Genomic DNA, 13,034 nt, shown 5'->3' with positions numbered 1-13,034 from the left:
ATCGACTATCAAGGCATCTGCTCGGTAGCCTTCTTTATACCAGCGTGGAATAATCTCTTCAGCTGTTCCCGCTTCGTAATGGGTATTGTCAAATCTCATTTTTTTAGCATTTCGCTTGGCATCTTCTATGGCTTCCTGAATAATATCCATTCCTCTGAGACTCTTTACTTTACTTGCAAAGGCAAATCCAATCGTCCCAACACCGCAATAGGCATCGATCAGATGATCCTCTTTGCTGACATCCAGAGCCTTAACTGCTTCACTATAGAGAATTTCTGTCTGCTCAGGATTAAGCTGGTAAAAAGCTCGAGGGGAGAGAGAAAACTCATAGTCGAGTACTCCTTCTTGAATACTCTCTTGGCCCCAGATAATTTCCGTCTTTTCACCATAGATTTCACTTGTTTTCGCTGTATTTGTATTGACTGCAACTGTGACGACTTCTGGAAAATCTTTAACTAAGTCTTTTACTAGCTGGGTTAAATTAAGCTGGCGATTTGTGACAATGATAATCTGGACTTGTCCCGTTTTTCTTGCTCGACGTACCATGATAGTACGAACGCCTAACGTTTTTCTCTCATCTGTAATTGGAATTTGGTGGTAAGTAAGAAGTTCAGCTAGGCGATTCGCAATCACTTGGGTTTCCTTATCTTGCACCAAACAGTCTTTCAACTCTACGAGATAATGAGAGTTTTGCGCATACAAACCTGCCTTGACCTGATTTTTAAATTTCCGAGTCTGGAATTGAAGCTTAGCACGGTAGTACTTTGGTTCCTGCATTCCGATAGTTGGACGGATTTCATAGTTTTCATATCCCGCAGGGGCAAATTTTTTCAGGGCTTGGTGGAGCAAATCTGTTTTGAACTCTAACTGTTTATCATAGTGGAGGTGCATGATTTGGCAACCACCACATTCATTATAAATCGTACAAGCTGGTACGACTCGAAATTTAGACTTCTTATTAACCTTTAGTAATTTGGCTTCAACAAAGTTACGTTTAATAGAAGTAATTTGACAATAGATGTCTTCTCCTTTGAGGGCTCCAGGCACAAATACTAAAGTTTTTTGGTAAAATCCGATTCCCTCGCCATTGATGCCCATCCGCTTGATTTTTAAAGGTATTTTTTGTTTGACTTTCAGATTCATACCCCTATCTTATCACATTTTAGGGTATAATAGAACTATGAAAATCACAAAACTTGAAAAGAAAAAACGCCTCTACTTGATGGAACTAGATGGACAGCAAACTTCTTATATCACGGAGGATACCATTGTCCGTTTTATGTTGTCTCGAGATAAAGTCATTAGTAAAGAGGAACTTACCGAGATTCAGGACTTTGCCCAGTTCTCTTATGGTAAAAATCTCGCCCTCTATCATCTATCATTTAAAGCTCGAACCGAAAAGGAAGTTCGTGAGTATCTGAAAAAGTATGATCTTGATGAAAAAATCACTAGTCAAGTTATCGCTAATCTTAAAGAAGATAACTGGATTAATGATCGTCAGTATGCCTACTCTATCATCAATGCCAATCAACTTTCTGGAGATAAGGGACCTTATGTGCTGGCTCAAAAACTGTCTCAAAAAGGGATTGCCAAAGCAACTATTGAAGATGTTTTAAAGGATTTTGATTTTTCGGAGGTTGCTCAACGTGTGGCGGAGAAACTTCTAAAAAAATACACGGGAAAGCTTCCCGCTCGTGCCTTGCAAGATAAGATTATCCAAAACTTGACCAACAAAGGCTTCTCCTATTCTGATGCTAAGAATACCTTTGACGACTTGGACAGTCAAGTCGACCAAGAAACGACTCAAGAGCTCATTTTTAAAGAACTGGATAAACAATATGCTAAATACGCTCGCAAATATGAAGGTTACGAACTAAAGCAACGATTAACTCAAGTTTTAGCTAGAAAAGGCTATGATTTTTCGGATATAGCGAGCGCTCTCAGAGAATATCTTTAACATTTTCAGGTAAAATTCAAAAAAATTAGACCAATTTATGATATAATAGTAGACGATAAACTTATAAATTGTAGAAAGTTGGTTAGTTATGAAACTTCCAAAAGAAGGCGACTTTATTACAATTCAAAGTTATAAGCATGATGGGAGTCTCCACCGTACTTGGCGGGACACCATGGTACTAAAAACAACAGAGAACGCTATTATCGGCGTCAACGACCACACACTTGTTACCGAAAGTGACGGTCGTCGTTGGGTGACTCGAGAACCGGCTATTGTTTACTTTCACAAAAAATATTGGTTTAATATCATTGCCATGATTCGTGATAATGGGATTTCCTACTATTGCAATATGGCCAGCCCCTACTATCTAGATGAGGAAGCCCTGAAATACATTGATTATGATTTGGATGTCAAGGTCTTCACTGATGGTGAAAAGCGTCTCTTGGACGTTGAAGAGTATGAGCGCCATAAACGCAAAATGAAGTATTCTGATGATTTAGACTATATTTTGAAAGAGCATGTTAAAATCCTTGTTGATTGGATCAACAATGGGCGCGGTCCTTTCTCAGAGGCCTATGTCAACATTTGGTACAAACGCTACATAGAACTAAAGAATCGGTAAAGTTGTCAAACCGGGGTGAGAGCTCTGGTTTTTTATTTGAAAAACCCAGCCTAGAAGCTGGGTTAATTGCTATATATCTAATTTAGTGACAGTAAACTTGATATGGGAATAATCTTTTTCAACATCCTTATCTAACAGGAAAGCCGTGGCATCCTTCTTAACCTGAACAAGATCAATGTTCTGGGCTTGAGCTGCATAGACGCATCCACAATAGCATTGACGATAGATATCATACTCCTCGCACATCTCCACTGAACGTTTGTAACCTTGATTTTTCTTGAAATCACTTGGAAGATAGTGGGTGGTATAAATCTTTTGCACATCAATTCCGATGCTGTTGATGGTTTGAGAATTCTTATGGGGACTGATGGTCAAGGCTGAACCAAAGTAGTCAAAACCCAAGTCCATAGCTACCTGTGCTGTTTTATCCAGACGGTAGTCAAAACAAACCTTGCAACGGTCACCACCTTCAGGTTCTTCTTCCAGTCCTCTGACTAACTTCCGGTATTCATTGGGTTCATAGGGAGCTTCTAGGTACTGGACTGTATTGCCTGTTCGCTCATTGAAATCACTGACAAATTTCTTGGTGACGTAAGCCCGCTTGTGGTATTCTGCCTTGGGATGGATATTGGAATTGGCAAAATAGATAGTCACATCAGCGTATTTTGTCAGGTATTCTAAGGTGTAGGTACTACAAGGAGCACAGCAAACATGCATGAGAATAGTGGGACGTTGCTCATTTTTCTCCCATACTTGTACCATCTTCTGCATGACACGGTCATAATTAATCTTCTGATTGGGGTTCATCTTGCTCAGAATTTCTTCTACATCGATCATGTTCTTCTCCTTTTTCTAGTTTTATTTTATCATATAAGTTAGGAGAGCTCAAATCAATTTTAGAAGAGAAAACCATAAAAGGAGGGATGCATGTTCCCTCCTTTAGTGTTTTTTATAAGTTGCTTTTACATCATGCCGCCCATCATGCTTGGATCCATTGCTGGAGCTGGGGCTGCTGGTTCCGGTTTATTGGCTACGACTGCTTCTGTTGTCAAAATCAAGCTGGCTACAGATGCTGCATTTTGAAGGGCTGAACGGCTCACTTTCACTGGGTCAATGATTCCTTCTTCAATCATGTTGACCCATTCGCCAGTTGCTGCGTTGAAGCCTGTACCAACTTCAGCATTTTTCAAACGATCGATGACAATAGATCCTTCAAATCCTGCATTGTGGGCGATTTGACGAACTGGTTCTTCCAAGGCACGGAGAACAATATTGCGTCCTGTCGCTTCATCTCCTGTCAATTCCAAATCAGCAACGGCTGGAATGACATTGGCAAGAGCAGTTCCACCACCTGCAACGATTCCTTCTTCAACAGCTGCACGAGTAGCGTTGAGGGCATCTTCGATGCGGAGTTTCATTTCTTTCAACTCAGTTTCAGTTGCAGCTCCGACCTTGATGACTGCGACACCACCTGACAATTTAGCCAATCGTTCTTGGAGTTTTTCACGGTCGAATTCAGAAGTTGTGGTTTCGATTTGTGACTTGATAACTGCAACACGGTGAGAAATGGCTTCAGGATTTCCAGCACCTTCTACGATAACAGTGCTATCTTTGTCCACAGTTACTCTCGCAGCTTGACCAAGCGCCTCAATAGTAGCGTCTTTCAACTCAAGACCAAGATCCTCTGTGATGACTGTTCCACCTGTCAAGATAGCGATATCTTCAAGCATCGCTTTGCGACGGTCACCGAAGCCAGGTGCCTTAACTGCTACTACGTTGAAGGTTCCACGAATCTTGTTCAATACAAGAGTTGGAAGAGCTTCGCCATCTACATCATCCGCAATAATCAAGAGTGGACGATTGCTTTGAAGAATACTTTCTAGAAGCGGCAAGATTTCTTGGATATTGGAAATCTTCTTGTCAGTAATCAAAATGTATGGATTTTCAAGATCAGCCACCATTTTTTCGCTATCCGTCACCATGTACTGTGATAGATAACCGCGGTCAAACTGCATTCCTTCAACGACTTCAAGCTCTGTTTCCATACCACGTGATTCTTCAATAGTGATGACACCATCTTTGCCAACTTTTTCCATAGCTTCAGAGATGTATTCGCCGACTTTTTCAGAACGAGAAGATACGGCAGCAACTTGAGCGATGGCTTCTTTATTAGCAACTGGAATGGCATTGTTTTTCAAAGCTTCTACTGCTGCGGCAACCGCTGCTTCAATCCCACGACGAATGCCGATTGGGTTGGCACCTGCAGTGACGTTTTTGATTCCTTCGCGGACGATCGCTTGGGTCAAAACAGTTGCAGTAGTTGTCCCGTCACCTGCGATATCATTTGTTTTTGAAGCTACTTCTGATACCAATTTGGCACCCATATTTTCAAAATGGTCTTCCAACTCGATTTCTTTGGCAATGGTCACACCGTCATTGGTAATCAAAGGTGAGCCAAATGATTTTTCCAACACAACATTACGACCTTTTGGTCCTAAGGTTACTTTAACAGTGTCTGCAAGGATATCGACACCACGAACCATAGCTGAACGAGCATCAGATGAAAATTTAATTTCTTTTGACATACTTACTTTCTCCTTCTATTCTTCAACAATCGCCAAGATGTTGGCTTCGCCTACGATCATGTACTTTTCATCGCCATCTTTGACATCAATACCTGCATGGGCTTCCACTAAAACACGGTCTCCAGACTTAACGCTTGGCGCTACCAAGTCACCGTTCAAAGTACGGACACCTTGTCCAGTAGCTACAACTTGGGCTGTTTTTGTTTTTTCTTGGGCTGATCCTGCAAGGACAAAGCCTCCAACAGTTTGTTCTTTTTCTTCGATTTTCAAGACCACACGGTCTCCTAATGGTTTCAACATCTGTTTTCCTCCATGATAAACTACATATTATTAGCACTCTTTATATTTGAGTGCTAATTTATAGTTCTATTGTATCACTTGGTCAGAAATAGTCAAGAAAAAAGTCTGACTTTCTCAATATAAAAAAGCCTGAGACCAACTCAGACTTTTCAATGTTTAAAATGGCAATTCTTCCTCTTCCAAGACCAAATCTGCCAAATCCTGTCCTGCGTTATTTTCACGCATGGCACGTTGGGCACGGCTTTCTAAAAGTTGGAATCCTGTGGCAAGAACTTCAGTCACGTAGTTCATCTGGCCATTTTTCTCAAAGCGACGGGTACGAAGTTCTCCATCCACAGAGATAAGACTACCTTTAGTTGCGTAGCTTGCCAAGGTTTCAGCCAATTTCCCCCAAAGAACAAGATTGACAAAGTCAGCTTCACGTTCCCCGTTTTGGTCTTTGTAACGACGGTTCACAGCGATAGTTGCACGCGCTACTGACTTGTCATTGTTGGTTTTGTGCAATTCTGGTGTAGACGTCAAGCGCCCGATCATGATAACTTTATTATACATATTTTCTTCCTCCTACTTATCTATTCGCAAGGAATCAAAAAAAAGTTACAAAAATTTGTAACTTTTCGAGAAAATTTTTTATTTTTTATGAACCATGAAACCTGTCGCCTGTTGATTGGCCATAATGGTCATATCTGTAATCTGCACACGACGAGGCTGACTGGTCACATAGACCACTGTATCTGCAATATCCTGAGCTTGCAAGGCCTCAATTCCCTGATAGACGGTGGCAGCACGCTCTTTGTCACCATGAAAACGAACTGTAGAGAAATCTGTTTCGACAATCCCTGGTTGAATGGTGGTCACCTTGATATCCGTTGCAATGGTATCAATTCGCAGACCATCTGAAAAAGTCTTAACTGCTGCCTTGGTGGCTGAGTAAACAGCTGCCCCAGCATAGGCATAGATTCCTGCGGTCGATCCCATGTTGATAATATGACCCTGATTGACTTTTACCATTGCTGGTAAGAAACAGCGAGTAACTGCCATCAAACCTTTGACATTGGTATCCAACATGGTCAGCATATCCAATTCTTCGTAGTCTTGATAGGGAGTCAAGCCAAGAGCTAGTCCAGCGTTATTGACCAAGATATCAATCTGACCTATCGTTTCCAAAATATCGGAGCAGACAGTCTTCACCATGGTCATATCCGTGACATCCAGTGCAAAGGTCCAAACTGTTTGATTTGGAAAAGTTTCTGCAAACTCTGACTTGAGGGTCTCTAGTCTGTCTGTCCGTCGCCCTGTTAGAACGACATTCTCCCCCTGCTCCAGATAAGCACGCGCAATCGCTTCACCGATTCCTGAGGTCGCTCCTGTAATTACTACATTTTTTGCCATCTTATCCCCCTCTATCTGGTCTATCAAACACTGACAATTTCCTAGGCAGTCCAGTGTTTGGCTAGGTCAAATGGAGTTCCAACAACTTGGTCTTCTGATAATTCAATAACACCACGTTTTTGCGGAGCATTTGGCAAGGCAAGTTCACGAGGGCTGCACATCATGCCAAAACTCTTTTCACCGCGAAGTTCGCCTGGGAAAATGAGATTGCCTTTTGGCATCATCGCTCCAGGAAGAGCTACAATGGTTTTCAACCCAACACGCGCATTGGGAGCCCCTGCAACGATTTGCACTGTCTTGTCACTTGCGACTGCCACTTGGCAGATGTTGAGGTGGTCACTATCTGGGTGAGCTACCATCTCGACAATTTCACCAACAACAAACTTAGGTTCTTTGTCATTGATAATTTCTTCTGTAAATCCTTCCGCCTGCAATTCTTGGTTCAAACGAGCGACTTGCTCATCTGTCAAAAAGACTTGACCACGCTCTGCAATTTCAAACAAACTTGAAACTTCGAAAATATTCCAAGCTACTGTTTCCCCATTATCTTTGAGGAAAACACGGGCTACTTGGCCTTTGCGCTCCACGTCTAGTTTGGCATCTCCGCTGTTTTTCACGATGACCATAAGGACATCGCCAACATGCTCTTTATTATATGTAAAAATCATTCTTTCATTTTCTCCTATTTCAGTCCTGCTAAAAAGTCGTTAATTTCTTCCTTGCTTTTACGGTCGCGATTGACAAAACGGCCGATTTCCTTGTCCTTTTCTAGCACAACAAGGCTAGGAATCCCGTAAACATCCCAAAGTTTGGCCAGATCCAGATACTGGTCTCGGTCCACTCGAATAAAGGTGAACTCTGGATTAGTCTCCTCAATCTCTGGCAAGGCTGGATAGATATAACGACAATCGCCACACCAGTCCGCTACAAAAAGGAAAACCTTCTTGCCATCTTTTTCTACTAAAGATGCCAATTCTTCTAAACTTGCTGGTTGTATCATAAGACTTCCTCCTCATAGACCAGGTCTTCATTTTCATAGACAAAGGTATAATGACGGCCATCCTCGAAAATGACTCCTCCGACAAGTCGCTCTAGGCTACCTTCGTAGACTTGAACATAGAGAGTCGCAATCTCACCCATATCTGAGAAAAGTTCGCGCACGATAGCGGTCAACTCTTCCTGAGTCTTCATGAGCTTGTGATTATCTGCTGCTTTTTTAGCCCCTAAAGCAAGGGCACTTAGACCAGCCACAGTCAAGCCAGTCATCCATAATTTCTTAGCTTTCATACCATTCATTGTAACACAAAAAGGGCTCTAGGACAAATAGGGAAGCCGTATATGAGCAAGGAAAATCTCTTACCTCAGTGAGTCTAATTCTTATTGCCAAGCGCCTGAGTTAACAAGAATTTCCTGAATGGATTAAAAAAATCTCTGAGATTATTCTCAGAAATTAGAAGATAACTAGTTACTATTTTCAACTGCTGCAGTAACAAAGGCAGTGTAGAGTTCTTCTGGACGATTTGGACGACTGGAAAGTTCAGGGTGATACTGACAAGCCACAAAGAATTTATTCTCAGGAATTTCTACAATTTCGACCAAACGATTGTCTGGAGAAACTCCCGAGAAGACAAAACCTGCCGCCTCAAACTGTTCACGAAAGGCGTTGTTAAACTCATAACGGTGACGGTGACGGCGTTGCACCACTTCTTGATTGTGATAAGCAGCCGCTGCCTTAGAACCTCGTTTCAACTTAGATGGATAAAGTCCCAAACGAAGGGTTCCACCCATATCCTCAACATCAACCTGGTCACGCATGATATCGATGATAGGGTATTTTGTATCTGGTGCAAGTTCTGCAGAATTGGCACCTTCAAGCCCTAAAACGTGACGAGCAAACTCGATACAAGTCAACTGCATTCCCAAGCAGACTCCCAACATTGGAACATCATTTTCACGCGCATAGCGAATGGCTTGGATTTTCCCTTCCGTACCACGTTGACCAAAACCTCCAGGTACGATGATTCCGTTCGCATCAGACAAGAGCTCTGCTACATTCTCTGCTGTCACATCATTGGCATTGATCCAATTAATCTTCACTTCTGCGTCGTTGGCATAACCAGAGTGTTTTAAGGCTTCGACCACTGAGATGTAGGCATCTTGCAACTCCACATACTTACCGACAAGGGAAATCTTGACTTGTTTCTTGAGGTTCATGACCTTGTCCACCATGGCTGACCACTCTGTCATATCCGCTGCTGGTGCATCTAGTTTCAAATGGTCACAAACAATTTGGTCCATGCCTTGTGCCTGCAAGTTCAATGGAATTTGGTAAAGGTGTTCGACATCCAAAGACTCGATAACAGCTTCTGGAGCCACGTCACAGAACTGAGCTAGTTTATTTTTAATTCCTTGACCAGCTGGTTTTTCTGTACGAATGACCAACATATTTGGCTGGATTCCCAAACCACGCAATTCTTTTACAGAGTGTTGAGTTGGCTTGGTCTTCATTTCACCAGCAGCCTTGAGGTAAGGAAGCAAGGTTGTATGGATGTACATGACATTATCTGCACCCACATCTGCCTTCATCTGACGAAGGGCCTCTAGAAATGGTAAGGACTCGATATCTCCAACGGTTCCACCAACCTCTGTGATAATGACATCCGAGTCGGTCGTTAGAGCGGCACGCTTGATTTTTTCTTTCAAAGCATCTGTGATATGAGGAATGACTTGAACAGTTGCCCCAAGGTATTCTCCACGACGTTCCTTACGAAGAACTTCACTGTAGATTTTACCAGTTGTCACGTTGGAATATTTGTTGAGATTGATATCGATGAAACGTTCATAGTGACCCAAATCCAAATCGGTCTCAGCCCCATCATCTGTCACAAAGACTTCCCCGTGCTGGTAAGGACTCATAGTTCCCGGGTCGATATTGATATAAGGGTCAAACTTCTGAATAGTTACTTTAAGACCACGATTTTTCAAGAGTCGGCCCAGACTTGCTGCGACAATTCCTTTCCCAATAGACGACACCACACCACCAGTTACAAAAATATATTTCGTAGACATAGATTCCTCTTTCTAAAATGCTCAAGGCCTTGTTAACTACGAGGGGAGATCGAAAACAAGACCCTTATGAATCACGACTTTTCAAGAAAACTTCCTGAAAAAACAAAAATAGCTCCCTAGTAACTAGGGAGCCCCGACCTCTAAAAGAGGTGCCCGAACAATATGATACCTCAAAGCAGATCATTTGTCAACCCGAATCGGTAAAAGATGAAAAAAGGAGATTGTTTTCAGAAAACCAACTAAAGATCCGCATCCAAACGGATGATCTGCTCAACTACTTTGCCCAAGCAACAAAAAAGGAGATCTTACGATCTCCTCTGTGAAGTCTTTTACTCTTCTTCACTCGTTTCAGCATCATCGTCAGAAAACTCGTCGTCTTCTTCGTTAAGATCCACGTCTTCACCCAAGTCATCAGGAGCGATTTCGTTGATTTCTGCATCGTAAGCTTCCACTTCATTTTTCTCATCATCTGGATTTTCATCATCATATGAAAGAGCTGGATCTGCTTCGTATGCATCTTCGTCTTCTGGATCATCTGCGTTGTAGTCAATGGCATCTGAGTCGCCATCCATAAAGGCATTGACGCGTTTTTTCTTAGCTTTTGGTGCTACTTCATCGTCGTCACTTTCTTCAAGAGCGATGATTTCTTCGTCGATTTCGTCCACACCATACCATGAACGAAGCCCCCATTTGTTGTCTCCAAGAGAGATGAAGCTACCGTCAAAGTTCAACTCTGTGTAGAACAAAGGCAAAGCTTCGCGGATATCGCTGTTTGATGTTCCAAGGTAGTTTTGAATTTCGTTTACAAGATCACTAAAATGCATCTCATGATCGCGACCACGAAGTTCCAAGATAGCACGCGCTACCTCAATCATAGATAGTTCACTTTTTTCTTGCCCAGCAAATACTTCTAATTCCAAAGCGTTTCTCCTCATTTTTACTACTATCGCCAGAGCGAACGGACTCTGACCTCATTTTATCATGTACTCTTTATTGTACGATAATTTTGCGGAATAGTCAAAGGTTAAAATAGATTTATCTATGATTTATTAAGTAAAAATCAATTGATTTTATCACATGGTAAATTTAAAAATATTATTTGGAGGAAGCTTATGTCAAAAAAATAATAAATGTTGTTGCAGCAGCACTTACCGTGTTGTCAAACTACTATTATGAATCCAATACAAAATAGATTTGAATCAAAATGAATGACCAGTATTAACGATATTTTACTTTTAAAATATGATATACTATATTTAACAAAATATTAAACACAGGAGTCCGATATGTCTGAAGAATTTACACTTAACTACCATGCTGCAACGATTCAACATCTAGGTATTGGATTATATAAACAGTTACCACAGGCAATTGCCGAACTCATCAGCAATTCTTGGGATGCTGATAGCCATAATGTTAAAATTCATATTAATTATCGAGAAAAAATAATAACCGTATCAGACGACGGCAATGGTATGTCAGCACAAGAGCTGAATGAAAATTTTTTGACCATTGCTAGAAATAGACGATTGACAGATAAAATAAATGATAAAAAAAATGAAACCGGACTATCGAAAAACGGCAGAAAAGTTACAGGAAAAAAAGGACTTGGAAAACTAGCTTTATTTGGTATTGCTAATACAATTATTATTGATAGCATTCAAAATAAGAAACTAAACTCTTTTGAATTGAATTATAATGACATACAGGGCTCATCAAATAATACCTATCATCCAAAAACAATCCATTATAATGTTCAAACCGACGAACCAAATGGTACAAAAATAACCATTAAAGACATTACTTTAAAAAATCTGACTAAAATCGATACATTATATGATAGCCTTTCTAAAAGATTTAACAAGTATTCCCGTACAGATTTTTTAGTAACTTTAGCAAGCGATGACGGTACCATTAAGGAATTAGATGAAGAGGTATTTATCAATAGTATACGACCTAAGAAAGACGAAATTGAGTTTACTTTTTCTTTTCCAGATGATTTTGAAACTCTTACAAATAAACAATCTCAAATAGTCATTCATAACCTTAAAGAGTATCATATAAACGGGATTATTTGCACCAAGAAAACACCTTTACAGGCCAATCAACGTGGGTTTTCAGTACTGTCTAGAGGAAAGCTAGCGAGTGAACAATCTGTTACACAATTTCAAGATAGAGCAAATGATAATTTCTATAGTTATGCAGCCGGTTACTTTAATATTGATTTTCTTGATGATGATAATAAAAAAGATTTTATTTCAACAGATAGACAATCTATTAGATGGGAAGCTGATGACGAATTAATAGAAATCAAAGAAAATCTTAACAAACTAATAGGAATTATTCAAAGAGAATGGAAAAAGCGACGTTCCGAAGCAAAAGAGAAAAAAGCACAAGAAAATATTCAAAAAACTCCTTCTTTAGCAGAAACCACATTATCAACCGAAGATAAAGAAAGAATCAATAAAATTAGCAAAGCATTAGAAAATGATGATGTTGATGTCCCAGAAAAAACAAAACAAAATATTTTAGATTCTGCAATAAAATCAACTACCTCATATAAAAAGGATCACAGTGTGTATAAAGAACTAGTCCCAGCTAATTTTAGAGTTCCACAAAATATTGGTACTAAAATCCGAAGGCTAAGAGAGGAGATGATAGAAGCAGCAGAAGATAAAGATATCAATCGATTCATTCTAACCCAAGGCCTACTACTACGTGCAATGATTGAAAGTACAACAACTGTATTATTGAAACGCTACTGGGAGGAAGCAAGTAATGATGACTTAATCAGAATAAATAACACTCCAAAAAAACTGACTGCTGAAAATCAAGTTGATCCTCTCTCATTTAAGGTTAAGTATGAAACTATGATTCGACTGCTTTCTAGAAAAGGGAAAATAGCCCCAAATAGAGTTCAAAGCCTAATTGACGAATTTTCAAGTATAAAAGCAACGGAGCATTTAAACACATTAATGCATGATGCTCATAATTTCCCTCAATTTGATACCTTAAAAACAATCTGGAATGCTGTAGCTCCTCAACTTCTTGCTGCGTTCGATCTTTTTTAACTAAAAAATCAACATATGTTCAATTTCTAAATAATGAT

General features: G+C 40.4%; 14 protein-coding genes. 3 read left to right on the top strand and 11 right to left on the bottom strand.

Going from position 1 to position 13,034, the window contains the following annotated elements; all coding sequences use genetic code 11:
- On the bottom strand, nucleotides 1-1,143 hold a 1,143-nt coding region (rlmD, locus tag HMPREF2766_RS00535), incomplete at its 3' end, for a 23S rRNA (uracil(1939)-C(5))-methyltransferase RlmD (protein WP_070567107.1).
- A 37-nt stretch (nucleotides 1,144-1,180) separates the two neighbouring features.
- Between rlmD and recX the strand changes: the two genes are divergently transcribed.
- On the top strand, nucleotides 1,181-1,957 hold the full coding sequence (recX, locus tag HMPREF2766_RS00530) for a recombination regulator RecX (protein WP_000705071.1): 777 nt from the start codon (nucleotides 1,181-1,183) through the stop codon (nucleotides 1,955-1,957).
- 88 nt (nucleotides 1,958-2,045) lie between these two features.
- Nucleotides 2,046-2,579: a nucleoside tri-diphosphate phosphatase gene (locus HMPREF2766_RS00525; protein ID WP_000775318.1), complete on the top strand. Its 534-nt coding sequence runs from the start codon at nucleotides 2,046-2,048 to the stop codon at nucleotides 2,577-2,579.
- Nucleotides 2,580-2,648: 69 nt separating this feature from the next.
- Here HMPREF2766_RS00525 and HMPREF2766_RS00520 read toward each other — a convergent pair whose 3' ends face one another.
- From HMPREF2766_RS00520 to rpoE, 10 genes are all read right to left on the bottom strand, one after another.
- Nucleotides 2,649-3,416, bottom strand: a complete 768-nt coding sequence (locus HMPREF2766_RS00520; protein ID WP_000567567.1) for an epoxyqueuosine reductase QueH — start codon at nucleotides 3,414-3,416, stop codon at nucleotides 2,649-2,651.
- 125 nt (nucleotides 3,417-3,541) lie between these two features.
- On the bottom strand, nucleotides 3,542-5,164 hold the full coding sequence (groL, locus tag HMPREF2766_RS00515) for a chaperonin GroEL (protein WP_000031555.1): 1,623 nt from the start codon (nucleotides 5,162-5,164) through the stop codon (nucleotides 3,542-3,544).
- Between the two features lie 15 nt (nucleotides 5,165-5,179).
- Complete coding sequence (gene groES / locus HMPREF2766_RS00510; RefSeq protein ID WP_070567104.1) at nucleotides 5,180-5,464, bottom strand: co-chaperone GroES; 285 nt, start codon at nucleotides 5,462-5,464, stop codon at nucleotides 5,180-5,182.
- Nucleotides 5,465-5,620: 156 nt separating this feature from the next.
- Entirely contained in the window at nucleotides 5,621-6,016 is a 396-nt protein-coding gene (locus HMPREF2766_RS00505; protein WP_000282459.1) for a single-stranded DNA-binding protein, read from the bottom strand.
- A 78-nt stretch (nucleotides 6,017-6,094) separates the two neighbouring features.
- Nucleotides 6,095-6,856: an SDR family NAD(P)-dependent oxidoreductase gene (locus tag HMPREF2766_RS00500; RefSeq protein ID WP_049501141.1), complete on the bottom strand. Its 762-nt coding sequence runs from the start codon at nucleotides 6,854-6,856 to the stop codon at nucleotides 6,095-6,097.
- Nucleotides 6,857-6,897: 41 nt separating this feature from the next.
- The gene (ytpR, locus tag HMPREF2766_RS00495; protein ID WP_049501142.1) at nucleotides 6,898-7,524 is read right to left on the bottom strand and encodes a YtpR family tRNA-binding protein; all 627 of its coding nucleotides are present in this window, start codon (nucleotides 7,522-7,524) and stop codon (nucleotides 6,898-6,900) included.
- 14 nt (nucleotides 7,525-7,538) lie between these two features.
- Nucleotides 7,539-7,856, bottom strand: a complete 318-nt coding sequence (locus HMPREF2766_RS00490; protein ID WP_049501143.1) for a thioredoxin family protein — start codon at nucleotides 7,854-7,856, stop codon at nucleotides 7,539-7,541.
- A complete protein-coding gene (locus HMPREF2766_RS00485) occupies nucleotides 7,853-8,152 on the bottom strand; it encodes a DUF4651 domain-containing protein (protein ID WP_049501144.1) in 300 nt (99 codons plus the stop codon). Before HMPREF2766_RS00485 ends, HMPREF2766_RS00490 begins: the two co-directional genes overlap by 4 nt.
- Nucleotides 8,153-8,317: 165 nt before the next feature.
- Nucleotides 8,318-9,925 carry a CTP synthase gene (locus HMPREF2766_RS00480; protein ID WP_070567101.1) on the bottom strand — a complete coding sequence of 536 codons (1,608 nt, stop codon included), beginning with the start codon at nucleotides 9,923-9,925 and terminating at the stop codon, nucleotides 8,318-8,320.
- A gap of 329 nt (nucleotides 9,926-10,254) precedes the next feature.
- Complete coding sequence (rpoE, locus tag HMPREF2766_RS00475; RefSeq protein ID WP_000418415.1) at nucleotides 10,255-10,845, bottom strand: DNA-directed RNA polymerase subunit delta; 591 nt, start codon at nucleotides 10,843-10,845, stop codon at nucleotides 10,255-10,257.
- Between the two features lie 366 nt (nucleotides 10,846-11,211).
- Between rpoE and HMPREF2766_RS00470 the strand changes: the two genes are divergently transcribed.
- Nucleotides 11,212-12,996, top strand: coding sequence for an ATP-binding protein (locus HMPREF2766_RS00470; protein ID WP_070567099.1), 1,785 nt, complete (start codon nucleotides 11,212-11,214; stop codon nucleotides 12,994-12,996).
- Nucleotides 12,997-13,034: the final 38 nt, after the last annotated feature.

The sequence above is a fragment of the Streptococcus sp. HMSC076C08 genome (genome assembly GCF_001810825.1).
GTDB lineage: Bacteria > Bacillota > Bacilli > Lactobacillales > Streptococcaceae > Streptococcus.
The sequence above is the reverse complement of the archived record's forward strand: the minus strand, read 5'-3'. Positions and strand labels throughout refer to the sequence as shown.